We start from the raw sequence: 26552 nt of genomic DNA, 5'->3' as shown, positions 1-26552 counted from the left end.
GAATGGATATTGCTTCAGCACTATTCCTGATGATTGCAAGCGCTCTGCCCTTCGTCGAGGCGCGCTACGCGATCCCCCCGGCCATACTCTCCGGCCAGTTCACCGCACCGGAGGCGTTCCTCCTCGGGTTCGTCGGCAACGTCATCCCGGTGATCGTCGTGCTGCTTCTGCTCGAACCGGTCTCGATCTTTCTCTCCACGCACTCACGGCACTTTGAGCGGTTCTTCACCTGGCTCTTTGACCGGACCAGGAAACACAGCGAGCGGTTCGAGAAGTGGGGCGCTCTCGCCCTGATGCCGTTCGTGGCAGTGCCCCTCCCGGTGACCGGGGCGTGGACCGCCTGTGCTGCGGCCTTCGTCTTCGGGATACGCTTCCGCTATGCGCTCCCCACCATCGCCGCAGGCATTCTGATCGCCGCACTGATAACCACTCTCGCAACCGTCGGGATCATCGGAGGGCTGGCATGAAGTATATCGTCATCCTCGGCGACGGTATGGCCGACGAGCCGCTCGAGGAACTCGGCGGGGTGACCCCACTCGAATACGCCCGCACGCCGAATATGGATTGGATAGCCAGAGAGGGACGATGCGGCCTTCTGCAGACGGTGCCCGATGCGTTCGAGCCCGGGAGCGATATCGCCAACCTCTCAATCCTCGGGTATGACCCGGCAGAGTCGTACACCGGCCGGGGAGCGCTCGAGGCGGCAAGTATGGGCGTCGATCTTGCCGAGGACGACGTCGCCTACCGGTGCAACCTGGTCACGATCGAAGGCGGCGTGATGGAGGACTTCAACGCCGGGCATATATCGAGCGGCGAAGGTGCACAGCTCCTCCGGGACCTCGATGCCGTACTCGGAGAGGTTCGGTTTTACCCCGGTATCAGCTACCGGAACCTGATGGTGGTGCCGGGCGGAGAGGGCGCCGCCACCACACCGCCCCATGATATCGTCGGCCAGCCGATCGAACCCTACCTCCCGAAGGGAGCAGATGCAGGAATCCTCCTCCGGTGCATGGAGGCGAGCAGGGCGGTCTTTGCCGATCACCCGGCGAACAGGCTCCGGGTGCAGGCGGGGAAACTGCCCGCGACCCAGATCTGGCCGTGGAGCGGCGGGAAGAGACCCTACCTCCCCCAATTCCAGGACAAGTACGGTCTTGCCGGCGGGATGATCTCGGCGGTCGATCTTCTCGGCGGCATTGCACGGCTCGCCGGGATGGAGGTGATCACCGTCCCCGGCGCCACGGGATACCTCGACACCGACTACGAGGCCAAGGCACGCTACGCCGCCGAAGCTCTCGGCCGCCTCGACTTCGTCTACATGCACGTCGAGGCTCCGGACGAGGCAGGCCATATGGGGAGCGTCGAAGAGAAGGTGCGGGCGATCGAGCGGCTCGACGAGGTCATCGGGCTGATCCTCGACGTCCCCAACCTCGTGGTTGCGGTGCTCCCCGACCACCCGACGCCGATCCGCACGAGGACGCACAGCCGCGATCCCGTGCCGTTCGCCGTCCTCGGGAAGGGAACCGATGGCTGCCGCGCCTTCACCGAGAGAGAAGCGGCATCGGGATCGTACGGCCTTGTGCAGGCTGTGGACTTCCTTGAGATGCTCTTCTCGAGATAACCGGACGACCATGAAAGCACCGGCACCGATCGATATTTCAGAGAAGATCCAGAGGATCGAAGACGAGATCGGGCACCTCGCGCCGCTCCAGAAGGTGCTGCTCGGCACCGATGGTTCGGTGACGAGCCTGCTCGAGATGGCGACCGGCCACCCCGTCGAGATCGTCACCCTGATACAGGAAGTGGCGCCGGCAGCCCCGGAGACCGCCGCGGAACTCGGGATCGAACCGGGCGAAGCCGTCAACTACCGGGTGGTGGAACTGAAAGACGGTCTGACCGGAGATACCCTCATCTACGCCGTCTCCTTCACGCCGCTCCGGCGTCTCGCACCCGGCTTCAGAGACGATCTCCTCAGGGCGGATATCCCCATCGGCAGGATCTTACGAAAGCACCGGATCGAGTCGCGGCGGGAGATCACCGACGCCCGTACCATCCCCGCCGACCCGCAGCTCGGCAGGACGTTCAACATTCATCTGCAACAGGCGCTGCTGTCGCGGAAGTACCGCATCATTCACAACCGTCAGCCGCTGATCGCCATCGAGGAGATATTCCCCTCCACCGCCTTTTCCGAGGGGAAGCGGGTGTTGGTGAACGCACCGTCCCGCATTCATATCACCCTGCTCGACATGAACGGCAGCCTTGGAAGGGTGGACGGGGGCATCGGGATAGCGCTCGATCATCCCGCCACTATCCTCGACGCACGAGGGAGCAGCGAACTTGCTGTATACGGAGGCGACGATGATACCCGGCATCGTGTCGGGGAGGCCGCCCGGGCGACGAGGGGTCACTTCTCGCTGCCGGGCGGTGCGGAGATAACGGTGCATGATACGGCCCGGCAGCACGTCGGCCTCGGCAGCGGGACGGCGCTTGCCCTTGGTGCGGGAACAGCCCTCTGCAGACTCTACGACCGGGAAGCCGCAGCCCGCGACCTTGCGAAAGTCGTCGGGCGCGGCGGAACCTCCGGCATCGGCACGGCGGTCTTCGAGCAGGGCGGTTTTGTCCTCGACGGCGGACACCGGTTCGGGCAGCCCGGCGGGAAAGTGGATTTCCGGCCGTCCGCCGCATCCCGCGGGGTTGAGCCCCCGCCCGTCATCGCCCGGCACCCGTTTCCCGAAGACTGGCAGATTCTGCTGGTCACACCGAACGGCGGCGCCGGCGTGCATGGGACGACCGAGCTCGATCTCTTCCGGACGCACTGCCCCGTGCCCCTCGGCGAGGTGCGGGAACTCTGCCACGAAGTGCTGATGCGGCTGATCCCGGGGCTGATCGAGCACGACCTGGACGCTTTCGGCACCGCCGTAAACCGGATCCAGCACCTGGGTTTTAAGAAAGTGGAACTCACCGTGCAGCCGCCGGTTGTCCCGTCGCTTCTAGAGGCGCTGACCGACGCGGGTGCCGCAGGAGCGGGCTTAAGCTCGTTCGGCCCGACGGTCTATGCCATCGGCGACTCCGGTATGGACGACGTCATCAGGGCGGCGAGAGATGTGCTCGGCGATCCCGGGGGATCCATCGTCCTTACGAAGGCCAGAAATACCGGGGCGGACGTAACGGTGATATGAAGCGCCGCCACTCGTACAACAGGTTCGTTCAGGGTCTTTGAGAGCCGGACAGACCCGCAGCATCAGATAGACACTCTTGCCACCAGGGATCTGCGTACTTATCCCGGATGTGCAAAACTTCCGTTTCGCCCGTTTTGCTCATACAGTGACCACTCACTCCCCGATTTCGCATAGAGAATGCCGTGCCGGAAATGGGCGCATTGATCCCTCGAGAGCAACCACCCAGAACTCGGGGCGGCTCAGGCCAAAACCGTATTTGCCTTTTTAAGACCGGTGCGCGGATCTTAAGCCGTGTTCCCGATTTAAACCTAATAACACCCGTAGATCTGGAAATACAACAGATTACGGGCGCACTCTCTCCGGAAGATCTTCGAAAGAGGTTATTTCAGATTGGGGCATGAAAGCAGACTAACGGCAATGGTTCCCGGAATACAGGAAATAGACGATTAGCGGAACTCGATCGAGATAAATCCCGAAATTATTGACGCAAGAGGAAGACGGGGCCGTCTGGCGGTCAGCCGCACAAATCAACATATAAAACCACCTAGAGATAAATTCTATCTTAAACACAATATAATAGAATATTCGCCGTAAAAAAATCTCCAATATTAAAATTAAGCGACATTCTAAGCGATTATAAATGTAGTTACTATAAATATTAGAATCGGTAACAAACTACTGAGGGGAAGACCCTCTCAGCGCCCTTCTGGAGACGAACCAGAACCCTCCAGAAGGCAGTTAAGGAGAAGAATGCATGAGAACAACCCTACTTACGGCTTTGATCCTGTGCACGGCTTTTGCACTGGTTTCACCGGCACTGGCTGCAGAAAGCCAGGCGGTGTCTTCAGATGCCTACGACATCACTGTGTACATCGACGGCACGATGATCGTTGCGGAAGACAGCAACGGCCAGGTGATCAGCAACGGAACAGCTGGAACAGATGACGACAGAGTCGTTCAAACTGCACTGAAAGCTGTCAGCAATGGCATCGTACTCCTTCAACCCGGAGCCTACACCTTGAAGGCTCCCGTCGAGGTAAAGGTCTCCAATCCCGAGCCAGCCGGCCTGACCATCTCATCGACACCGTCAGGGGCCGGAATCTATCTGGACGGGGCAGACACCGGGAAAGTAACACCATATACGCTCACCGGGATCGCACCCGGAGCTCATGAAGTATATGTCACGCTCCCAGACTACGCCACACCGACCGCAAAGACGGTCACGGCACTCGCCGGAGAGACCGTTACCACCAGTTTCACCTTAAGTCCGGAGGGATCCTCCGATACGCAGAAACCCTACAAGGCACACGCTATCCCCGGCCGGGTCAACTTCGTTGATTTCGACTACGGTGAAGAAGGCGTTGCCTACCACGATACCGTGGCAGGCAACCAGGGCGGCTACACGTACCGCACCGACAACACCGACGTGGACATCGGCGAGCGAACCGGCCTTGACGTCCCGGTTATTGCCTACACCTATCCGGGAGAATGGATCGAGTTCTCCGAGGTAACGGTAGCCACGACGGGCACCTATGCTGCCACGTTCTACACGAGCACCACCGCAAGCGACAGGTCTTTCTCGGTCCGGGTAGACGGGGAGAAAATCGCGACCGTCAACGCGCCGAACACCGGCAGCTGGTATACGTTCAACCCGACCACCGTGCAGATTCCGCTCACCAGCGGGAAGCACACCATGCAGATCAGCATGGACACCGGGTCGGTTGACCTGGCGTACGTCGTGTTCGCAACAGCGGCAACACCGACGCCCACGCCCACGCCCACGCCGACACCGACACCCACCGTGACGCCGACGCCGATCCCGGTGCCGACGCAGGAGCCGTATAAGGCACACGCCATCCCCGGCCGGGTCAACTTCGTTGACTTCGACCTCGGCGGAGAAGGGCTCGCCTACCACGATACCGTGGCAGGCAACCAGGGCGGCTACACGTACCGCACCGACAACACCGACGTGGACATCGGCGAGCGAACCGGCCTTGACGTCCCGGTTATTGCCTACACCTATCCGGGAGAATGGATCGAGTTCTCCGAGGTAACGGTAGCCACGACGGGCACCTATGCTGCCACGTTCTACACGAGCACCACCGAGAGCGCCAAAACCTTCTCGGTTCTGGTGGACGGGAAGAAGGTCGCGACCGTCAACGTGCCGAACACCGGCAGCTGGTATACGTTCAACCCGACCACCGTGCAGATTCCGCTCACCAGCGGGAAGCACACCATGCAGATCAGCATGGACACCGGGTCGGTTGACCTGGCGTACGTCGTGTTCGCAACAGCGGCAACACCGACGCCGACACCGACCCCCACCGTGACACCGACGCCCACAAAGACACCAACCCCAACGCCCACCCCCGCCCAGGATGTGTACGGGGCGAATGCCAATCCGACCGGCAATCCCATCGGCGGAGGCAGCGGGTATAAGAACATGGTCAGCCGGAACGACGCAGATTTCATCGTCGATACGAAGAGCGAGCTGCTCTCAGCTCTGCAGAGTGCAGGATCCGGCGATATCATCTATGTCGAAGGAAACGCAAACATCGACATGAGTGGCTCTTTCAGCGTCCAGGTGCCTGCCGGCGTTACCATCGCGAGTAACCGGGGCGAGAATGGGGCAGCAGGCGGACGGATCTACCAGAGCGACAAGTCCGGCAGCGGGCCTGACTGGTATACCACCCTGTTCAAGGTAACCGGACAGAACGTGAGGATCACCGGTCTACGGATTCAGGGACCCGACAACAGCATGTCAAGCCCGCAGAGATTCGGAATCTTCGCCTCCGCTCGGAATCTTGAGGTGGACAACTGTGAGATATTTGGCTGGGGCTATGCAGGAGTCGCCATCTTCGGGACAGCAGGGGTAACCGACATGAAGACCGGCGGGTACATCCACCACAACAACATCCACCACTGCCAGCTGAGCGGTCTCGGCTACGGCGTAGAGGTTGGACAGGGTGGTGTCTGCCTGATCGAGGCGAACACGTTCGATTACTGCCGGCACGCGATCGCCGGAACAGGAGACGTCGACAACGGGTATGAAGTGCGCTACAACCTCTTCGGCCCGAACTTTCCTGCGAGCAACAACGCTCACGTCGTGGACATGCACGGCATAGCCACCTCGTCCGGGAACGTCGCCGGCGACAGACTGGTCATTCATCACAACACGTTTGAAGCGATCAGCACGACCGACTATTGCATCGCCGTTCGCGGGATCCCCAAGACCGGCGCATACATCGATTACAACTGGATCAAGTATACCGGCGCTCCCATCGGGCGGACCGGCGTTACAAGCAGCCAGATCAACACCCGCATGTATATCGGGCTGAACAAAGGCCCTTCCGGAGAGATCCTGACGACCCTTCAGCAGAGGATCATCTCGACGAGCCTTTCATGAACTCCCTCCTCACCTCCTTTTTTTGTGGCGAACGTGTAGCACACACCTACGCGCACACCGTCGGCATTCGGCATACCTGAACCTGGCCTACTGGAATACAACTCCAGCGACTGCAACCGGGCTCCTCGCGACGGCTCTCATACCGCAATCATGATCGATAGCACCACCGCTGGCGTCCCCATGCAGAAGCAGGCACTGATCGTAACAGATGCAGGCGGCCAAAAGGATGACCGACCGGTGACAACCAGCCTCTCTACGGGGCAAAATGTCGAGTTCCCGGACTCGTGCCCGAATAAGTCTCAGAGGCTCTCTGTTACACCCCGTACATGTAGCAAAAAGCCGGAACCGCAATGAAAAGTGCAGATACCATCCCGATCAGCAGATGCTGCACCTCCCGGGCCGTTTGATCTGCAGTAAAAATTTATTACAGAAAAGGTTTACCAAGCACAGGATTTGGGTGCATGCAAAAAAAGTAGTACTTATTGCTCTGATCCTGATCGGCGCAGTTCTGGTCGTCCAATCTGCACTGACTCTCGCTACAGCAACTTCTAGAGCAGCTGCCCCGGAGTCGGCATTCGTATCGGCCGATCAGGAGAAGGCCTTCGGTGCCGAATCGAACCCAACCAGCAACCCCATCGGCGGGGGCGATGGCTACGGCGAGATCATCACACCGATAGACCCACAGGTGAACTCTACCGTCACGACCCGGGACGAGCTCCTGACCGCTCTCAGGAATGCAGATAGCGGAGATGTAATATACATCGATGGAAACGCCGTGATCGATCTTACGGATACACCGACGGTGACCATTCCCTCCGGTGTGACCCTTGCAAGCAACCGGGGAGCGGAAAACGGAGCAGGATCGACAATATACTCGTTCACCATCGAGGAACCGGGGGAGTATACCCTCTGGGGTCTTGTATCTGCGCCTGATGAGAACGATAACTCGTTCTGGGTACGGATGAACAGCGAGGAGACACGGCGGTGGGACATGGAACCGGGTTTTGACTGGCACTGGATCAGGGAGGGAACCCACAACCTCTCCGCAGGACAGCAGACCCTGACCGTCCAGTGGCGGGAGGACGGCGCGAAGCTCGACCAGATCCTTATCACAGCCGTACCAACATATGTCCCGGAGACGAACGTCGAAACGCAGAATGAAGCGGGAGATATCCGGATAGAGGCAGAATCAGGAACACTCTCACCCCCTATGGAGAGAGAACCGGATCCCACGGCATCGGGCGGAGCATACATTACGGTTCCCGAAGGTACCGGCATGGGTGATCCCCCGATCTCTCCGGGCGGAAGAATCTCCGTGGAGGCGGCGGATCCACAGCACCCGGTCGCACTTATTGCAGGAGGAGAACAGGTGCGGATCACCGGCCTCCGTATCGAGGGGCCGGATACGACAATCGAAGGCATAGGGCACCCGGCTTACGGAATTTACTCCGCATATCGGAACCTTGAGGTGGACAACTGTGAGCTCTTCAGCTGGAGCGGCGCTGCAATCAGCATCTACCGCACAGCAGGGGTCTCCGACATGAAGACCGGCGGCTACGTCCACCACAACTACATCCACCACTGTCAGATGAGCGGTCTCGGCTACGGTGTCGAGGTCGGACAGGGCGGCGTCTGCCTGATCGAGGCGAACACGTTCGACTACTGCCGCCACGCGATCGCCGGCACCGGGCATGTCGACAACGGGTATGAAGTGCGCTACAACCTCTTCGGCCCGAACTTTCCTGCGAGCAACAACGCTCACGTCGTGGATATGCACGGCATAGCCACCGCGTCCGGGAACGTCGCCGGTAACAAGCTGATCATTCACAATAATACGTTTAAAGCCATCAGCACGACCAGTTACTGCATCGCCGTTCGCGGGATCCCGAAGAGCGGTGCATACATCGATTACAACTGGATCGAGTACACCGGCGCTCCGATCGGGCGCACCGGCGTTACAAGCGACCAGATCAACACCCGTATGTACATCGGAGCGAACAAAGGCCCTTCCGGAGAGATCCTGACAACTCTCCAGCAGAGGATCATCTCGACGAGCCTCGTGTAAACTCCCCCATTACCTTTTCTCTTGCGAAGATGCCCCATCCGCAGCGCCCGTGGCGACTATGTCAGTATCACCCCTGCCCTGCCGGGCACCGGTCGGCCACGGGCACCGGCGCCGTGCAGAAAGAGTACTGCAACACTCTCTTCCGGCACGGGGAGAGGTCCCCCGGGGGAGGTGCGGCAGACGCGCAACCCATCCTGCAGGTATTTATACCATTGAGGAACAGGAACCCCCGCAGCCAGGAGATGCAGAACTGTAGGATTCGTATGGTACAGGTACTGATGATTCGCTCCCACTACCCGGACACGAGACTCGAGAAAGAAGCGGAAGCTCTCCGAAAGCACGACCACTCGGTCTGCTTTCTTGTCTGGGACAGGGGGAGGAGGCCGAAGTCACGCGACGAAGATAGCAACGGACTAAAGAAATTCCGGGTGCAGGTACAGCCGGACGATCTCCGTGTCATGCTGTACCTGCCCCTGTGGTGGCTCTTCATCACCTTCCACCTCGCATTCGGGAAGTTTGACGTCGTTCATGCAGCTGACTTCGACACCTATGTGCCGGCACTCCTCGTCGGGAGACTGAGGGGGAAGAAGGTCGTATATGACATCTATGATTTCTATGCCGAGATGATCCAGTTTCCCCTCTTCCCGGATCTCTCAAAGAGATACGTATCGGCCATCGATAGGTATCTGATGCAGTATGCGGACCGGGTAATTCTCCCGGATCCGGCACGAATAGAGCAGGTGGGCAGTCTCACTGCAGAAAAGGTCGCCATCATTGCAAACTCTCCGGCAGAGAGCACGATCGACGGGATCTCTTTGGAGAACTCCGACGGTCAATTCAGGATCTTCTATGGGGGCAACGTTCAGGAAGACCGGTACCTCGACGAGGTCTGCCGGATCGTTCGGGATCTCCCGGGCGTACACCTCGCCATTCTCGGGCCGTGCTCCGAGCAATACAGCCGGAAGCTCCAGGAGATCTGCAGCAGTTCCGAGAATATCCAGCTCTCCTTCACGTGGACCCCGCACAGGGAGATCCTGGCAAAAACCATGGAGGCAGACCTCCTCTTCGCCCTCTACGACCCGCAGGTACCCAACAATCGCTTCGCCAGCCCGAACAAGCTCTTCGAGGCCATGCTCTGCGGTAAACCGATCATCGTGAATGACGGCAGTTCGATGACGTCCGTTGTCAGGGATACGGGGTGCGGCGTGATCGTTCCTTTCGGGGATCCCGATGCTTTCAGGGAAGCGGTCCTGCGCCTGAAAGAGGACGTAAACCTGAGAAACAGGCTCGGGGTGAACGCACGGACAGCCTATGAGAACCTGTTCCGCTGGGGGATCATGGAGGAGAGACTCTCATCGATCTACCGGGAGCTCGCGTGAGCACCGGGGGAACCAACAGAGGGCATGAGGTGCATGCAAAGATGAACGTCATTATTCTGGACGAGCATCAGCCGGAAGACGGGCGGCTGGCCCGGCATATAACGTATCTACTGCGGCATACCGGAGATGTCTTTCGCCTCCACTTCAGCCTCTTCGCTCCCACCCTCAAGCCCGGCCGCTTCTCTCTGTACGGCGAAAAGGGTTACCGTATCAAACCACCGTTTTCCACGATGCGCCTTGCAAACGTACTCTGCTTCAATACGATGTACCTCTTCCCCTCCCTCTTCTCCCCACGGATACAGAAAGCACTCGAAGCTCTGGATGTAGACCCGGCTGCCCCGACGGTGCTGCATGTTCACGATCCCGGCCTTCTGCGGGTTGCGATGATGATGAAAAGGGATCATCTCCGGGACGCACAAATCGTATACGACAGACACGAGTTTTTCGAGGTGTTCTATAAGAAAACCCGGCTGCCTGTTCCGACCATCCATAGAATGTACGAGATCCTTGCCCGAGACAGTATCGACGGGGTCGTCCATGCCAGTCTCGGGGGCAACTCCGGCCTCGGATCGCTGTTTCCCCGAGCAGCCTCCACACAGGTACCGAACTACCCTCTTGCCGACATCTACGATGAGGCATGCATCCAGGAGAAAGCCCGATCGTTCGGCAGTGATTCTTCTATGAACCTGCTCTACATCGGATCCCTCAACCCCCACGACCGGGACATAGGACTTCTACTGAAGGTCGCGTCGGAGGTATTAGGCCAGATACCGAAGACCACATGCTTCATCGGCGGGCCTTCCTATGGGAACGATGCGGAACTCGAGCGGATGATGCTGCCGCTCCAGGAGCAGTACGGGGAGCGATTCCGCTTCCACCAGGGATATGTGGCCAGAGACACGACCCAGCGGCTCACCGAGCGATCGCACGTAGGATTTCTCTTCGTCAAACCGGAGACGACGTACTGGATCACAAGCTCACCGAACAAACTCTTCGAATCCCTCCGTTGCGGGGCGATCCCGGTAGTTCGGGCATCTGTTGAGTCTTCTGAAGAGATCTCCGGGTGCTCACTCCTGTTCGACCGGTATACCCCCGAAGAGGAGATCGTCACAAAGACCCGAGAGCTGCTGAGCGATCCCGAGCGGTGCAGGGGAATGATGGAACATGCACTCTCTATCAGTCCCAATTTCACCTTTGAGGCTGTGGGTCCGAGGTACCTTACGCTGTACACTCAGCTCCTGAACGATCGTCCTCCAGTGCGATGAACGGCTCGTCCGAACGATCCGTCCCGGTATAGTCCATCCCGGCAGTGTAGATCTCCGGTCTATCGTCTCACATGCCGCACCGGTACCGGGATACCCAGGATGAGCCGATTCAACCGGGGTGACGCGGTTTGGGCGGGTCATTCCACTGTCAGATCCAGCACTGCCGTCATGACCAGGGGAGTTCCGGGATGGTTCCTCCTCTCAGATGCGTTATTAAATCATCAACGGATCTCCCCTTCAGTGACTGGAGAACCGCATCTGCATTTATTGCAGGTGAAATACTCCCTTCAATGAGCATTCTCACCGTGTCGATATACTCACGGACGGAATCAGCAGTAAGTACGTACTCCTGCAGAGCTGCCGGAAGACCCTGTATGGATTGCGAGGATGCAATGACAGGCCTGCCGCACGCCAATGCTTCAAGTATCCGTATCTTCATCCCACCCTGGTTTTTCAGGGGAACAATAACGGCATCGGCCGCCCGTACATAGTCGCCAGGCTTTTCAACCGGCCCCATATAATTAATGTGGTTATTCTCTCTCAGGTTGAAGCGTTCCGGCGGGGTTCCCGACCCGAAGATGTTCATCCTGACCTTTGCATCCAGATCTTCATTGCTGATGGTTGGAACCAGCTCCTGGACGATGAATCGTAATGCTTCATGGTTTTGATCCCTATCAAGGCTGCCATAGAACAGGAGGTTGAATTTATCACCGCCGAACTCATGACGTGATCCATGAGGGTTGAACAGGTCGGTATCAACCTGAGGAGGGATGTAAAAGATCTTCTCTTCGTCAATCAGTCCTTTTACATACTCATAATCACTGAGCGAGATCGTAACGACTGCATCAGCGTTTCGGATAACGTGGTTTTCGTAGAGTCTCATCGGCATAAACAACGGGGAGTTATTCGTTTTGAGGTACTGCCATTCGACATTATGCATAATAAGAATTTTCGGAATATGACTCCTGTTCGCAATCCGTCTTGCGATATGATAGTAAAAAACACTGAAGAAGACTGCATCGGGAGTACGAATCCCGGATGAAGGCCGGGTCAGGAGATACTCCGGCCTCATTATACTCAAAAACTTCGACTGCCTGATGAAGGGGAGTTTTGATGCCAGATACTGCATCTTGAAGTTTGTTTCAGGAGGCAGGTAACCCTCCTTGCCTTCGACATCCAGTGCGTAATACTCGCATACATCGTTCCCCTTTCCTAACTCAGAGAGCAGATAGAATCTGTACCAGTCGCCACCGCTGTTGATAGGAACCGGATTGTAGACATCAAAAAACGCGATCTTCATGCTTCACCTCATCCCTAAACTCTCCATGCTGACACAGCCAGATCCCCGGGAGAGCCCCGGAGGCAGAGACAGGACTCCTGGATAGCATCCGGGAACAGAAGCAGAAAGCTCACCTCTGCGCCTTTTGGTTCTGCCGATGCGACGGCTCTGATGGTGGTGATGGCGTTGCCTCTGACTATCACGATCTGATCTCCGACCTCGGTAGCAAGTAATATAAACAGGTATATATAATTTTAGGAAATCGCCATTTTTTTGAAAAAACGAGTTCTTGCCCGAATTTTGCGAGGAGTGTAGACATGACCGGCGAGTATGCGCATACATGTTCCATAGCCGGGCCAGATCTCCTGCAGAGGATATATCCAGGATCATGCACGTGGAAATGAAACACCCAGCAGAGAGTAAGGAGAAGAAACCTGCACCGGATCAGGGAGATTCCACAGAGAGATGCGTGACTGCACCTTTTCACCATGCAAGGCGACAACTGATAGCTGAAATTTATAAGGTTTGAGTTCAGAAGGGAGTCGCTCATCCAGAGGGAGAGTAGAGGTTTGGCATGAAGATTCGATTCCTGGAGAGACTGGCCGGGGTCTTCCCGTACCTGATACTGATCACGTATGTAGCAGGTTTCATTTTCAGCGTTCTCATTGACAGGATGAGTTACCTGATCAACGGCTCGATTCTTGCGGTTCCGGCAATCATCGGGTCTTTTGCGTTCATCCTCATCAAAAGGAAGGAGATTGATCTGTCAGGGAAGATCGGGCTATTTTCGTATAATCCCTCAAAATCCGCACTGCTATTCGGGCTGCTCTATATGTTCACCATCCCCGTCTTTCTCATCACCCCCGTCGACTCCAGGTGGGGCCTTGTAGCGGTTCTTATCCTGTATGCCATAATCCTCGTCCAGATACTATCGAAGAGGATACTCCCCGCGGTAGTGCTCGTAGAGGGCATGCTCACCCTCGCGGTCACCATTTACAGTTATACTCTTCGGTCGGCGCTCTATTTCGGCGCTACGGATACAATGCCGCATATCTACATGTCCACCATCACCTACCTATCCGGGCATATCATCCCACCTGACCTCGGTAATTACACAAACTTTCCCCTCTACCACATATTTGTGGCTCTCTCCTCGCTCACCCTCGGCCTGGATATCCAGACTTCCCTCTTTATCACCACCGGCCTGATTTACGTCGGCACGATACCGCTCCTGTACTACCTGGTCGACAGGATATTCCAAAACGAGCAGATCTCTCTCCTGATCGTCCTTGCATATGCCATGAATGCCAGTGTCATCTACTACGGCACATATATGGTGACGAGAACCATGGCCTATGTCGGGTTCCTGATCCTCCTGTACCTGCTCTACTCCCTGGCAAATCCAAAATCAGACATAGATTCTGCCGTTACCAGACCCGCCGCCAGGAGAGCTCTCGTCGTCATCACGTTCGTCTTCATTCTGCTCACGCACCAGATCTCCACACCCATGATCATCATCCTGCTCGGACTCCTCTTTATCCTCGAACTGTTCGTCCGAGACAAAAAGCACGTGAACCCGGTATTTCTGACAGTGCCTATCGCCCTTTTTGCCACCTACTGGTTCTTCGTTGCGTACTCCTTCATATGGGAGCTGCTCCCACGCACAGAGTCGACCCTTTATAAAAGTATCGTCTTTGCAAACGTTGAGCACCTAGGCCTTAGTTTCCTCGTGAACCGGCTGGATATTCTGCTCATCGTTTTCTTCGCTTTGCTCGGATCAATCTACCTCATATGGAAGCAACAGCCGAGGTACTCGATCGTATTCGGTATGCTGGGACTGGCAGCGGTACTCCTGAACGTTCCGAATATTCTTACTACGGTATTCCAGTTCGTCGAAGTGCTTCGCATGGACCGGTTCGCAATTCTGTTCCTGCCGTTTCTCGCCCTCGCCATGGGAGTCGGGATGTACATCTTCGCCAAATACCTGTCTACCGGGAGAAGAACGCCACGATGGAGCGGGATACTGCTGATCACGCTGGTCGTCATCTTCGGTATCGGTTCCCTTGGGCTTGTGAAGGACGAACCGAGTCACATACGCTACTCCTTTACCCAGGATGAGATGATCGGGTTTGATCACATATTAACGATGGTTCCAAGCGGGTCTTCCCTGCACTCGGATTACTATACATGGCGATTCTTCTACCGGCAGAAGTTCAACGGATCTGAAAACCTGGGTCTACCATACTATACTATACCGGTGTATAGCAATTACTGGCTGCAGAGCACGCTGGAAACCCCGGGCGAGCACGGATACATCATCATTCCTCAAGGTCAGTTCCTGAAGAACGGACTGCTCCTCGGGACGTATGACGAGTTCGACCCGGAGAGTCTCCAACCCTACCTGCCTACAGAGGAAAATATTCTGAAGATCTCACGGAAACTCTTCGTAGAGGATAAGGTTTACTCAAACTACGGCGTCGAAGTATACCGTTTCATACACTGACGGATGCCATACGCTCAGGTCGATGGGATCGGTCACGAAGCGGTTGGTTCTCATCCGGGTGCTGTCGGTATATACGCCTCTATAATCAATGCGGGAAGGCTCGACTGCGGGAGAACCGGAGCCTTTCAACCATGTGATTCCCCGTATGCCGACGCCTCCCGAAACGCTCTCCCGGCCCCTTACCCGGAGAGAGGAACTGGACGTCCTGCAGCGGTATTCCGGTTGAAAACCCTCACTAAACAACGTCCCGGGATTTCCCATGGAAACCCGATCATCCCGACGCCCGTCTCCGCGTCTAAATTATATCCAAGAAGGAAGAGGGATTTTTGGAGAGAAGCCCCCGGTGGCGGTATCGATATGGGCCGCGGATGACCCACCACAGGGAACGAGAGAAAGTATTATGCTTATTATTTGCGAGGTGGTGCTCCCATGACGTATTCCATTGAGGCATTATCAGAGTATAACGCAGACGGGTGGGAAGAGTTCAACCGTCAGTGCGGGGAGGGGACACCCTTCCACAGTGTACGATGGAAGACTATTCTGGAGGATATATTTCGACTGAACCTAAAGTACTACCTTATTCTGGACGAACAGCATATCGTCGGCATATGTCCGTTTATCGAGCAAAAGACGGGCTTTTTCCGGGGTCTGAACACCATCCCTTATTCCGAGTACACTCAGCCTATTCTGGCAGACACCTTCGATATCCGGCGGATCAACGATCTGTTATCGCTCTTCGCGAAGGATTACTCATTCCTCCATTTCACCACGTATAATCCGGAGATCATTGACAGAATAGAGTATGACAACTTCCCAAATGAAAATCTAGGCAATATGGTGGTAAACCTGAAGCATAAGCCTCCGGATACCCTCTGGCAGAGCACACTGTCAAAGGATGACCGGTACAAGATCCGTGCATTCGAGAAGGTAGAGTTTGAGGTTCAGAAGATCGACCATAAACGTGATATCGAGAGATTTTATCATTACTATGCAGAAAACCTGAATCATATAAACGGAGAGATTCTACCGTTATCCTTCTTTCAGAAACTCATAGACTCGTTTTCACCAGAGGAACTGAGAGTTGCGCTTTTAACAAGCGAAGATTCATTTGCCGGCGGGAATCTGGCAATACTCCACCCCGATCAGAAGACCGCCTATTTCGAGTACCTCGCTCTCAACCGGAACCTCCCGAACAAATACTCCCCGAGCCTGTACCTTTACTGGGAGGGCGTGAACTGGGCATGGGAAAACGGGTATGAAAAGGTATCGTTCGGGCGGCAGAGAATAGATCCAAACAATCGCCGCTTCCGGTACAAAGTGAAATTCGGGGCTGATCATATACCGATCCTCTCAAGGACCGTCCTTCTTTCAAAGAAAGCTTCACTGCTCTACCGGTCTAAAAAAATGCTCACCGAAAGCCGAAATATTTAATGGGAAGTACATCCCTAGGCGAGCCTGGTGCCCAGGGTATGGTAGCGCTTGAAGTGGAGGAAGTCAAGGGCGATGAACTGCACCTTTGGGATGCGCTGGTTGCCGGTTCGGCAGAGGGGACGGTATTTCATACGAGCGACTGGCTAGTACGTAATGCCTCGCTGCAGGATCGGACGCTGATCCTTCTTGGATGCTACGCAGACGGAGAGTTAATCGGAGGGTGCCCTCTTTTCCTGTCAAATCCATATAAGATTCTTAAAATAGCCTCTTCGACAACGATAGCGACACCTTACGGCGGGATGGTACTCTCTGAAATTGAGAATGCAAAGCAGCGGAAAAGAGAACTGCACAACAGAATGATTATCGTTTCGATTCTTGAGCATATCGCAGGAGAAGGATTTGATCATGTGAATTTGGTACACTCTCCCGGCCTGCAGGATATCCGGGCGTTCACCCAGAACGGATGGGATCCAAGGGTATACTACACCTACATCCTTTCCCTGCATGACGATCTGCTGAAGAATACATCAAAAGATGTCCGCCAGAATATTCGTAAAGCTCAGAAGCACGGCATCTCTACAACCAAACAGTTTGATCCCGAGATCTTCTGGAGTCTCACCATGAGCACATTCACAAAACAGGGGAAAAAGCCGCCCTTCTCCAGGGAACATCTTTTGGGTCTGCTGGATCTTATTACTTCGAAGAATCTGGGTGAGATGCGGGTTGCACACACTTCTTCCGGCGAAATCGTAGCTGCGGAGGTCACGTTGTGGGACCCGAAGATGGCCCACAGCTGGTCGGCCGCATCCTCCGAAGAGCATCTCTCCATGGGAGCAGCCTCACTTCTCTGCTACGATACCTTCACCGGTCTCAGCAATCTCGGAGTTCGGCGGATCAACCTGATGGGCGGCAATATGACACAGCTGAGTTCATTCGTATCAGGTTTTAATCCAGACCTGGTTCCCTACTTTGGCGTTGAATATTCCAGGCCGAAATACGCCATTCTGAAGAGATTCAAAAGAGAGTAAGTGCAGACACTTATGCATCGTTTACAGGCGCAACCGCCGCTATTCCGGTGTACAACATTGTTCGGAATCCCGCAGGAGTTTCGCCAGAGTGCACCATTGTTTTCAGGCAAAGAAATTCATTTTCCTCCCGGATCGAAGGCCGGGAGCTGGTGCCCAGACCACAGCCCCGAGAAGGGTAGCCCTCACCGACAGAGAGACGATCGGGACTGGCCCTTTACATTTTGTAAACAGCATATGACAAAACGCTCACATTTTCGAGGAGTACGGGAGAAAAGCATAAACTCTCTCCATCCAAGTATGCAAAAGGGGTCGACTGCAGAGAATGGATCTGTTCAGGCAGGATAGTGAGATCTGGGATCTGTTTACCAAGAAGGAAGAGTATGCAAAGTGCAGCCATGACCGGTACGACCGATTCCCGTACTACCGGAGCCGCCACCGGGACATATCCGTGCCCCAGGTATCGCAGATGCTGATAGAAAAGGGCTATTACTGCGAATACCCCGATACGCAGCCATTTGCTGTCTGCCTTACACATGATATTGACCGAGTATACGAGCGTTTCTTCTCCAAGAGTTTTGAGATCGCAAAAGCCCTGAAGGCCGGTGATCTCTCTCGAGTCACCCGAATTACCCCTCAACTCCGTTCAAAAAAGTGTCCCTGGTGGAACTTTGATGAGATCATGGCACTTGAGGAACTCTATGGTGCATGCTCCAGTTTCTATTTCATGGCGCTCGAAGAAGGGGATAAGGAATACGCATACGCGATCGAAGACCTGGATCAGGAGATGTGTACCCTCCAGGATGGGGGATGGGAAGTCGGTCTGCATGGGGGGTGCGACGCCTACCGCGACCTCCCGACGCTGAAGCGGGAGAAGCAACATCTCGAAAAAGTGTTGAACCGGACGGTAACCGGGTATCGAAACCATTTTCTCAAGTTTCGGGTACCGGAGACCTGGGAACTGCTGGAACGGGCGGGGTTCCGGTACGATACCACGCTCGGATACCCGGACTGTGTCGGGTTTCGGAACGGGATGTGTCACCCATTCCGGCCGTTCAACCTGAATACCGATCGGGAGATGGAGATTCTGGAGATACCGCTCGCGATCATGGAGCGGACACTGCTCACCCATATGAGGTTGACCATGGAGCAGGCCTGGGAGCAGACAGAGCACCTCCTCAAGATCGTGGAGCAGCACCACGGCGTGATCACTATTCTCTGGCATAACGACGGCATGACCGGTGAACCGCTCCGGTTATACCGCAAGATCCTGAAGTTCTGCCAAGGCAGGGGCGCCTGGTTGACAAGCTGTGGAGAGATCGAGGCGTGGTGGAGGAAGAGCGGATTGAAAGCTCCCGAGCGCATGTAACGGTTGACTCCAGAGGCAGACCCTCATTGGCAGGAACGGTTCCCTTAAAAGAGGGACACCTACCAAAGCGGGCACAGGGCATCAGATCGGTAACTCGCTCTTCGCGTTCCAGCACCCGAAAAAAGGTTGTGGAGTGCGCAAGCAAGCGGCAGGGAAAAGTGCAAGTGCGATTCTTTCAGGAAGGGCGGGAAGGAGCTCCTCCCCCATGTTATTTTACAGTACAAAAAAAATCTGCGAAACAGTTAATACCCATGTTCAGTACCTATGCTCCGGCATGTTGTCCATGGAGGCATCTTCGGAGAGTAATGCATATCAATAGGAAGAGTTCAGCCGGCAATTCAGGAATAAAAGTCCGTCCCCATAGAATATACCGGAAAAAGCCCAGGGAGGTGCATTGGACTGAATCTGAAGTACTACCTTATCCGTGAAGGGCAGAAGGTCATAGGCATATGCCCGTCTTCCGCGCATTTAGCAAGGCCAAGCAGTGCTCCTGTCTAAGTGAGGCGTATTGAAATGAGAGAAGCGTATGTACGAGTACTTGAACAAGACGAGTTCGACCAATGGGATACGCTGATCGCCGGTTCAGAACAGGGAACGATTTTCCACACAAGCGACTGGTTACAACATAATGCACCTCTCCCGGATCAGTCGGTAGTGATCCTTGGGTGCTACGAAGACGGCGAATTAATCGGTGGCTGCCCCCTGTTCCTGCCAAAACCATATAATTTGCTTAAAATCGCTTCTTCCACACCGGTGTTAACCCCCTACGGGGGGATGGTGATAGCCAACATAGAGAGTACGAAACGAAGAGAGAGAGAGTTACATAGCAATAAAGTCATTGCGGCCATTCGTGAGCATATTGTGCGGAAGAGGTTTGACCATGTGGACCTGGTAAATTCTCCCGGACTACAAGACATTCGGGCGTTCACCCAGAATGGATGGGATTCAAAGGTTTACTATACCTATACGCTCCCAATCGGCGGGGATGTCTTTGACTGTATCTCAAAAAATGCACGACGGAGTATCCGTAAGGCTCAAAAGCTGGGTGTTAGTGCAGCACGGCATTTCGACACCGAGATGTACTGGGATCTCACCGTAAAAACCTTTGAAAAGCACAACTCCCACCCTCCCTTCTCTAAAGAGCATCTCGTGAACATGCTGGACATGATTCAGGATAGGGGGCTGGGCGACATGTGGGTTGCCAGAACATCTTCGGGGGAGATTGCTGCAGCGGAAGTCGTCCTGAGAGACTCGAGAACCGTTCATCGTTGGTCTGCCGCCTCCTCGGAGGATCATATGTATTCGGGGGCGATCTCGCTTCTTCTCAGCGAGATCTTCGATGACGCCAAGGATCGCGAATACGCGTCAATCAATCTGATGGCAGGAAACATAGCGCATCTGAGTGCTTTCATCGCAAGTTTCAACCCAGAGCTTGTTCCCTACTACGGCGTCGAATATCACGGACTTAAATATAAGATATTAAGAGATTTAAAGATGAAATTGGCTCGATAGCCATTTGTCTAACATACATCCTGCACCACCGATAGAGATCCGTGAGCGCTCCTGCGAATGCCTATCAAAGCCGCCCAGATAGCAGCAACCTGAGCCAGTTCCACATTCCTTCAGCGGGTCGAGGCGGTCAAAAGGATCTTTCGTGCTCTGAACAGACCGAAAACTCATTCCTCGGCCGGATTCATCCGGCATGTAGCATAGCGAGTGAAAGGGAGCGGCCCGAAGACAGATTTAAAACAGACACAGAGAGCGGAGATAAACACTCTTCGGCCGGGTCTGCAATCACCATGAATTTAAAACAGTTTGGAATGAGATCGGCGCAGACCCTCATTTTTGCCGAGAGGGGGGGCTCACCGCCATGCCCCGCCAGCAGAAGAAAAGACATATCTCCCACAATTACCGCAAACTGAAGGAAAGAGGTGCGTCTGAAGTACAGGAACACCAGAACGAATCAGGGTTCAGTCCGTTTCAGCCATGCCTCTCTCCAGAAGAGCAAGCAAGATCTATCGCAGTCACTATGCCTCTTCCCATCGCAGTATACGCCTTCCAGAAAGACGGTAGGACTCTTAAGTACCCTCACATCACCATTCGATTCAAGGGTAATTGAACGAACCTTTTTAAATACACGACATTTTTTCCCACAAAAATCTTCCATTTCAGGCATGAAGAGCAGGCCTTTATATTTCCCGTTCTCATCAAGCGTGGAGCGTATCTCTTCCAAAGACCGGACCTGGACGAGTTCGCCGGGTTGCAGATTAAGTACTTCTTTCACAGGCATATCCCCCTTTTGGGAAAATGGTGAGCTGTTTGCGGTGCGGGAGGTGTTACCCGAAGGTGAAATCACCGGCAGGATCCGCCGCCACACTGGAACGGCGTATGGAACCTGTTGCATGATAGGTATTAGAGGAGCCTTGATCGAATCATTCCATACCCTCTGCATGAGAAATGTATATGACGGCCGAGTGAATCCGTATACCTCCTGTGCCATGAAGGTACAGGGCTTTACATTATTGTCCATAATACCCCCTTCATACTTACCCGATAGATCAGTTTTCGGACACTCCTGCCTAGAAGCTGAACATTCAGATATATCTTTTGTGACCGTCAGTTACTGCCGGCGTATAGGTAGTTTACAGTAACACACGCAGGATTCAGCCCCGCACGCTTCACAGAGACCGTCACCCCTTCGCTTTGTGGCAGCAAAACCCGGCCTCTCATGGAACAGCCACCCGGGATAACGTCGCCACTGCATAAAGGATCTCTCATAGTCATGGTAGCTGCCGGAAACCTGCTTTCCGGTTTCGCTCCCCCGACCTCAAACAGCAGATCATGCTATAACCAATCCGGCAACAATCGCCTGACGGAAGCTACTGCGGGCAACACCCGGAGTAAAAGCCGGTCATGAATAGTACCGCAGGACTCATTTCACATCCCGAGACCGGACAGACAGGAACCGGTGCGGCAGGTTAACCTCTGACCCTACCGATTAAGACCCGCACTGTGTCGAGTAGCAAGTGTTTTTATATTTTGATAGTAACGCCCCCCCATGGGTTATTATCTGCAAGAACTATCGGCGGAGAATACAGAGGATTGGGAGGAGTTCAACAACCGATGCGCAGAGGGAACATTTTTCCATAACCTAAAATGGAAGAGCGTACTGGAAAGTGTGCTCAATGCTGATCTGAAGTACTGGATCCTGCAGCGGGATCAGAAAACAGTCGGTATTTTTCCTTCACGAGAGCGCAGAATACTATTTTCAAAAGGCCTGGATACTATCCCTCATTCAGAATATAACAACATCTTACTGGACGATAATGTCAATCCCCAAGATCTGGGCGAGGCATTCTCCCTGTTTGGATCAAAGTACTCCTTCTTCTCGCTGAGTGTAAGGAAACAGACACTGTTAGATCATATAGGCTACGACCATTATCCCTCTGGCAATACAGGAAATATGATACTGGACTTACAGCAGAAGCCACCGGATAGCATCTGGGAAAATTTCCCCGCAAAAAAAGGGCAGCGAAAATTTATCCGGCGGTTCGATGAGAAGGGTTTTACAATTCATGAAATTCGCCGGCAAGAGGATATCAGGACATTTTATCAGTACTATGCCGAAAATCTAATGCGCATAAACGGCGATCTTCTGCCGCTCATATTCTTCCAGAAACTTCTGGAAACCTTTTCACCGAATGAGATGCGTGTGACAGCACTAGCGAAAGGGGATATTTACGCAGGAGGATTGCTCACATTCACGCACCCTGCCCGCAAGACAGCATACTTCCAGTACCTCTCCCTGAATAGGTCTCTCCCCAACACGTACCACCCGACCTATTACCTCTTCTGGGAAGGGCTGAACTGGGCATGGAGCAATGGCTATGAAAAGATCTCCCTTGGCCAGCAGAAGCTGGATCCGAGCAATGCCCGCTTTCGCATCAAGGCAGATTTTGGAGCAGAACATGTGCCGATGTACCCAAGGGTTGTTCTGTTCTCAAAAGCGACTTCATTACTCTATCGAATGAAAAAATCACTTCCTGGAGGCAAGAATCCGGGCACCTCCCATATAAACAGGGCATCTTAGGCACCACTTTTACATTCCAGGAAACCCGGCGGGGAGCCAGGATGCATCGCCGCCCCCGCCGGAACGCGAATCCGCTGCGCACCTGAACGAGTCTAGAGGCGCCGTATCCAATCGATATGCTTCGCCGGGACGTAACTCCCGAGCATCCCCATGAGCTCCCTGCGCACCAGGGTATCCGTGAAGAAGATAATGAGATAGTAGGTGACCGCGGTTACTCCTGCAACCACGATCAGCAGCAGGAACGGGAGATCCAGAAAGACCCCGACCAGGAGGGGGAGGGAGACAGCGATGCTTATCAGCAGGTGCCGCATCAGGCTGATAGCACTCCCGCGAAATCCTGCCCCGGACTCCCGTATCAGGTATACACTCTTCGACCCCCACAGGAGCACCCCGCCAATGGAGAAGAGGGTGAGGGTGACGAGGGGGTTGCCGTAGGTGCCTCCGGCCAGGAAGATGAGTGTCCACGTGCAGAGCGTCATGACCTCAAAAGCAAGGTATGCCCGCTGCCTCTCGAGGACGGCGAACAGGGACGATATCGGCGAGATCAGGAAGACAGCGAAGAACCACGGGGCAAGGATCCGTGCATAGGTGCCGGCGGTAAGCCAGTCTGCACCGAATATGAAGGTGAAGAGATCTTCAGAGAGGATCATAAAGACTATGAAGGGAAAAATGCCGACAGAGATGAGCCGTGTGTGGATCTCCCGAACGACGCCCTGCACACCCCCGGTAAGGTTCTTCTCTTCGCTCGCTTTCTGGAAGAATACCTGTGAAACGGCTGTTCCGACCATCGTCATGGGCATCCGTACGGCGATTACGGCAAGGGCGTAGTATCCGACAACCGCGGGATTGAAGAAAAAGGCCAGCATAAAGGCCGGGAGCTCCCAGGACAGGCTGTTTGCAAGGCTCCCGGCGGATCCATAGAATGAAAAGTTTCTATACCGGACGGCAAGATCTCTCATCCGCTGCAAGGTAACAGATCTGATGAGCGACATATCCTGCTTCAAGTTCCGGAGCATGAAGAGATCGGCAAGACCGAACCCCACCACCGAACCGAGGATGAGCCCGAGTGGGGAAGCCAGAACCAGTCCGCCTCCTATCTGAAACGCCCGTGTCGAGACTGTACTTACAACGATTCCCCCAGCAAGGACGCCGTACCTCACTTTCCGGGAGAACCACTCGTTCAGGATCAGGAAGAGGCTGTTGACGATGACGAAGAGCGGCAGCAAAATAAGGTAATCTGCGATCAGAGGTGCATTGAGGATCTCGGCGAACCGGTCTGCAAATCCGGTAAAAACAGCGCCGGAGACCGTGGAGACGCCCAGTATACAGACTACGGAGAGCGCAAAGATGTTCATGGAGTCTTCATCCTTCTCCGAGACCATGATGGCGAAATGGTAAGAGAGGGAGGAGATTACCACGATCAACGCTGCGATGGAGAGGAAGAGCTGGGCGACCCCGAAGTATTCCGGGGAGTAGAGCCGCGTTACTATCGGCACGAGGAGGATGGAGATAACCTGGGCGATCATGGTGCCTGTTGTCAGTTTAAAGAGATTGCTGAGAAAACTCGCCATGGGTGCCTCCCGTGCACTACCGATCCCGAAGCGAGGATAATAAGGTTGTGCTCGGTCTCCGGGGCACCGCGATATAGGGCAGGGCAAAACCCCTGCGCCCCCTCACTCATCCAGTAGGCTTTCACTTCCCACAACGAGGCAGGCGCCGGATTTATGGCTGGGCGGGAGGGGGATCGCTCTTCAGCACGTGCATCCCCAAGTGATCTGCCCCAGACAGGGTGGATTCCGCACACAGTTATGAGGGGACAGGGGATGACCGCATGTTCACCCTCATAGAGTTACTTTCTGCTCATAATAACCACAAGCGAGTTTAAGATCAGCCCGGCAACAATCAGAAGCATGCCGAGGATCAGGAGGATTCCAAAGGCGACGGTGAATCCAAAAGGCATGACACCCGAATCGGAGAAGATTGTGAAGGCATATGATCCGAGGAAGAGGCTGGCACAGAGAAGGATGGCACCCGTAAGACCGAAGAGCAGCATCGGCCTCTTATACCCGATCTCCCCGAAGATAGCAGCCACGATGTCATACCCGTGGCTGAACGGATTCTTCTTATGCTTGTGCGGCACGTCGTAGATAGCGGTGATGGGTGTTTCGAGGATCCTGATGCCCTTCTCGGCAAGGTGCGAGATCATATCCGATTCGATACTGTAGCCATCCGACTCCACGGTGAGGCTCTCCATCGCAGTCCTGTTGAGAGCACGAAACCCGGACTGGGAATCGGTCGTCTTCTGAACCGAGGCGGCGTTGGTGAGGAGGGTGAGGATCGTCTGCCCGAAGCGGCGGTAGATCGGGACGCTGCCGTTGTTCCCATCGAGGAACCGGGATCCTATCACGAGGTCGGCCTCGCCGTAGAGGATCGGCTTCGCGAGTGCCGGGATCTCCTCGGGTTTATGCTGACCGTCGCCGTCCAGCAGGACGAGCAGATCGAACGGGTGCTCGCGGGCGTACCGGATAGCAGTCTTCACCCCGGCCGCTTTCCCCTGGTTCTTTTCATGCCGGATCACCGTGGCGCCGGCCTTCTTCGCCACCCGTGCCGTATCGTCCTTCGAGCCGTCATCGATGACAAGCACTTCGTCGACATACCGGTGGGCTTTCAGAACCACGGATCCGATCGAGACCTCTTCGTTGTAGCAGGGGATCCCAGCAAGCACCTTTGCGGTGCCGACGGTAGAGAGGTGTTCATACAGCCGTTGAAGTGCAGGCCGTGAGAAAACGACATACCCCTGGAATGAACTCAGCTGCTGCAGGTTGCCGCAGACCAGCTTGCAGTGCTGGATGTAATGGACGTACTCCGACGAGGGATCCCCTGCCTCGTACGGGGATACCGCACCCTGCACTCTTCCTATCCAGGCATAGTCCGCTGCTCCCAGAGCAACGGGATTGAAGATGTACAAGATGAGCGGCAGGTTCACCCCATGGTCTCCGTTCATCACGGCAATCACCTCCATTCCCGCTTCAAGCGCTCTCCGGTACGCCGCACGCATTGTAACCGCCGGGGAGTCATCCTGGCCACCCGGGATATACTCAAGCCGGGTATCTCCGGAGATTTTTTGATCGAGACGGAGGATTCCCGGAGAGGCGTTCTGCCCTGCAATGAATATACTATCGACAAAAGAGGGAATAGAATCCACGATCGGCCGGAGTGCACCAGCATCTTCAGGAACCCTTACAATCGCACCTATCCTGCGCCCCGCGTACATAGTCTGACCTCCCAGCCGCTACAATCAAAGTACACCATGCCCCCTGACTCTCACAGACCTTCTCACGTACCCACTCTTCCAAGAGCATTGATATGGGTGTACCGGATGGAGCGACAGAGGATACTCGGATATATATACTTTCACGTTCCGCAGAAGTCCGGAGGATTGCACCTACAATCCCCAAATCAGCATCTAGGAGGATTTAGGGTTTCGATGTCATTTATCATCGCCCATGACCCTCCACACCCGGCCACCAATGTACTCACCAGATCAGAGAATCTATCAACCGG

General features: G+C 55.0%; 17 protein-coding genes. 13 read left to right on the top strand and 4 right to left on the bottom strand.

The annotated features are described in order from the left end of the window. Positions 1 to 2: 2 nt before the first annotated feature. The 7 genes from ABH15_RS06535 (at position 3) to ABH15_RS06505 (ending at position 11291) form a co-directional block, all read left to right on the top strand. The gene (locus ABH15_RS06535) at positions 3 to 467 is read left to right on the top strand and encodes a COG2426 family protein (RefSeq protein WP_128693566.1); all 465 of its coding nucleotides are present in this window, start codon (positions 3 to 5) and stop codon (positions 465 to 467) included. Beyond that, positions 464 to 1618: a cofactor-independent phosphoglycerate mutase gene (locus ABH15_RS06530; RefSeq protein ID WP_128693565.1), complete on the top strand. Its 1155-nt coding sequence runs from the start codon at positions 464 to 466 to the stop codon at positions 1616 to 1618. Before ABH15_RS06535 ends, ABH15_RS06530 begins: the two co-directional genes overlap by 4 nt. 10 nt (positions 1619 to 1628) lie before the next feature. Continuing rightward, positions 1629 to 3176 (top strand): beta-ribofuranosylaminobenzene 5'-phosphate synthase, encoded by a 1548-nt coding sequence (locus ABH15_RS06525; protein ID WP_128693564.1) that lies wholly within the window; start codon positions 1629 to 1631, stop codon positions 3174 to 3176. 754 nt (positions 3177 to 3930) lie between these two features. After that, positions 3931 to 6582, top strand: a complete 2652-nt coding sequence (locus ABH15_RS06520) for a carbohydrate-binding protein (protein WP_128693563.1) — start codon at positions 3931 to 3933, stop codon at positions 6580 to 6582. A gap of 457 nt (positions 6583 to 7039) precedes the next feature. After that, a complete protein-coding gene (locus ABH15_RS06515) occupies positions 7040 to 8647 on the top strand; it encodes a right-handed parallel beta-helix repeat-containing protein (protein WP_164913656.1) in 1608 nt (535 codons plus the stop codon). A gap of 263 nt (positions 8648 to 8910) precedes the next feature. After that, positions 8911 to 10026, top strand: coding sequence for a glycosyltransferase family 4 protein (locus ABH15_RS06510; RefSeq protein ID WP_164913655.1), 1116 nt, complete (start codon positions 8911 to 8913; stop codon positions 10024 to 10026). A 41-nt stretch (positions 10027 to 10067) separates the two neighbouring features. Next, on the top strand, positions 10068 to 11291 hold the full coding sequence (locus ABH15_RS06505) for a glycosyltransferase (protein ID WP_128693560.1): 1224 nt from the start codon (positions 10068 to 10070) through the stop codon (positions 11289 to 11291). Positions 11292 to 11457: 166 nt separating this feature from the next. Here ABH15_RS06505 and ABH15_RS06500 read toward each other — a convergent pair whose 3' ends face one another. Continuing rightward, positions 11458 to 12591, bottom strand: coding sequence for a glycosyltransferase family 4 protein (locus ABH15_RS06500; RefSeq protein ID WP_128693559.1), 1134 nt, complete (start codon positions 12589 to 12591; stop codon positions 11458 to 11460). Positions 12592 to 13144: 553 nt separating this feature from the next. Between ABH15_RS06500 and ABH15_RS06495 the strand changes: the two genes are divergently transcribed. The 5 genes from ABH15_RS06495 (at position 13145) to ABH15_RS06475 (ending at position 20410) form a co-directional block, all read left to right on the top strand. Then, entirely contained in the window at positions 13145 to 15073 is a 1929-nt protein-coding gene (locus ABH15_RS06495) for a hypothetical protein (RefSeq protein WP_128693558.1), read from the top strand. Between the two features lie 429 nt (positions 15074 to 15502). Continuing rightward, positions 15503 to 16504, top strand: a complete 1002-nt coding sequence (locus tag ABH15_RS06490; protein WP_128693557.1) for a GNAT family N-acetyltransferase — start codon at positions 15503 to 15505, stop codon at positions 16502 to 16504. A 38-nt stretch (positions 16505 to 16542) separates the two neighbouring features. Continuing rightward, positions 16543 to 17532 (top strand): GNAT family N-acetyltransferase, encoded by a 990-nt coding sequence (locus tag ABH15_RS06485; RefSeq protein WP_164913654.1) that lies wholly within the window; start codon positions 16543 to 16545, stop codon positions 17530 to 17532. A gap of 322 nt (positions 17533 to 17854) precedes the next feature. Continuing rightward, positions 17855 to 18898, top strand: coding sequence for a polysaccharide deacetylase family protein (locus ABH15_RS06480; RefSeq protein WP_128693555.1), 1044 nt, complete (start codon positions 17855 to 17857; stop codon positions 18896 to 18898). Positions 18899 to 19411: 513 nt separating this feature from the next. Then, the gene (locus ABH15_RS06475) at positions 19412 to 20410 is read left to right on the top strand and encodes a GNAT family N-acetyltransferase (RefSeq protein WP_128693554.1); all 999 of its coding nucleotides are present in this window, start codon (positions 19412 to 19414) and stop codon (positions 20408 to 20410) included. 451 nt (positions 20411 to 20861) lie between these two features. Here the strand turns inward: ABH15_RS06475 and ABH15_RS06470 are convergent, their stop codons facing one another. Then, positions 20862 to 21428 carry a hypothetical protein gene (locus tag ABH15_RS06470; RefSeq protein WP_128693553.1) on the bottom strand — a complete coding sequence of 189 codons (567 nt, stop codon included), beginning with the start codon at positions 21426 to 21428 and terminating at the stop codon, positions 20862 to 20864. A gap of 528 nt (positions 21429 to 21956) precedes the next feature. On the opposite strand from ABH15_RS06470, the gene ABH15_RS06465 reads away from it, so the two are divergent. Continuing rightward, the gene (locus ABH15_RS06465) at positions 21957 to 22988 is read left to right on the top strand and encodes a GNAT family N-acetyltransferase (RefSeq protein ID WP_128693552.1); all 1032 of its coding nucleotides are present in this window, start codon (positions 21957 to 21959) and stop codon (positions 22986 to 22988) included. 92 nt (positions 22989 to 23080) lie between these two features. On the opposite strand, the gene ABH15_RS06460 is transcribed toward ABH15_RS06465, so the two are convergent. Both ABH15_RS06460 and ABH15_RS06455 read right to left on the bottom strand, forming a co-directional pair. Then, complete coding sequence (locus ABH15_RS06460; RefSeq protein ID WP_128693551.1) at positions 23081 to 24559, bottom strand: lipopolysaccharide biosynthesis protein; 1479 nt, start codon at positions 24557 to 24559, stop codon at positions 23081 to 23083. Between the two features lie 278 nt (positions 24560 to 24837). Then, positions 24838 to 26046, bottom strand: coding sequence for a glycosyltransferase family 2 protein (locus ABH15_RS06455; protein ID WP_206633426.1), 1209 nt, complete (start codon positions 26044 to 26046; stop codon positions 24838 to 24840). Between the last annotated feature and the right edge of the window lie 506 nt (positions 26047 to 26552).

The sequence above is a fragment of the Methanoculleus taiwanensis genome (assembly GCF_004102725.1).
In the GTDB taxonomy this organism is placed as follows: Archaea; Halobacteriota; Methanomicrobia; order Methanomicrobiales; family Methanoculleaceae; genus Methanoculleus_A; species Methanoculleus_A taiwanensis.
This window is presented reverse-complemented; position numbering and strand designations above follow the sequence as displayed.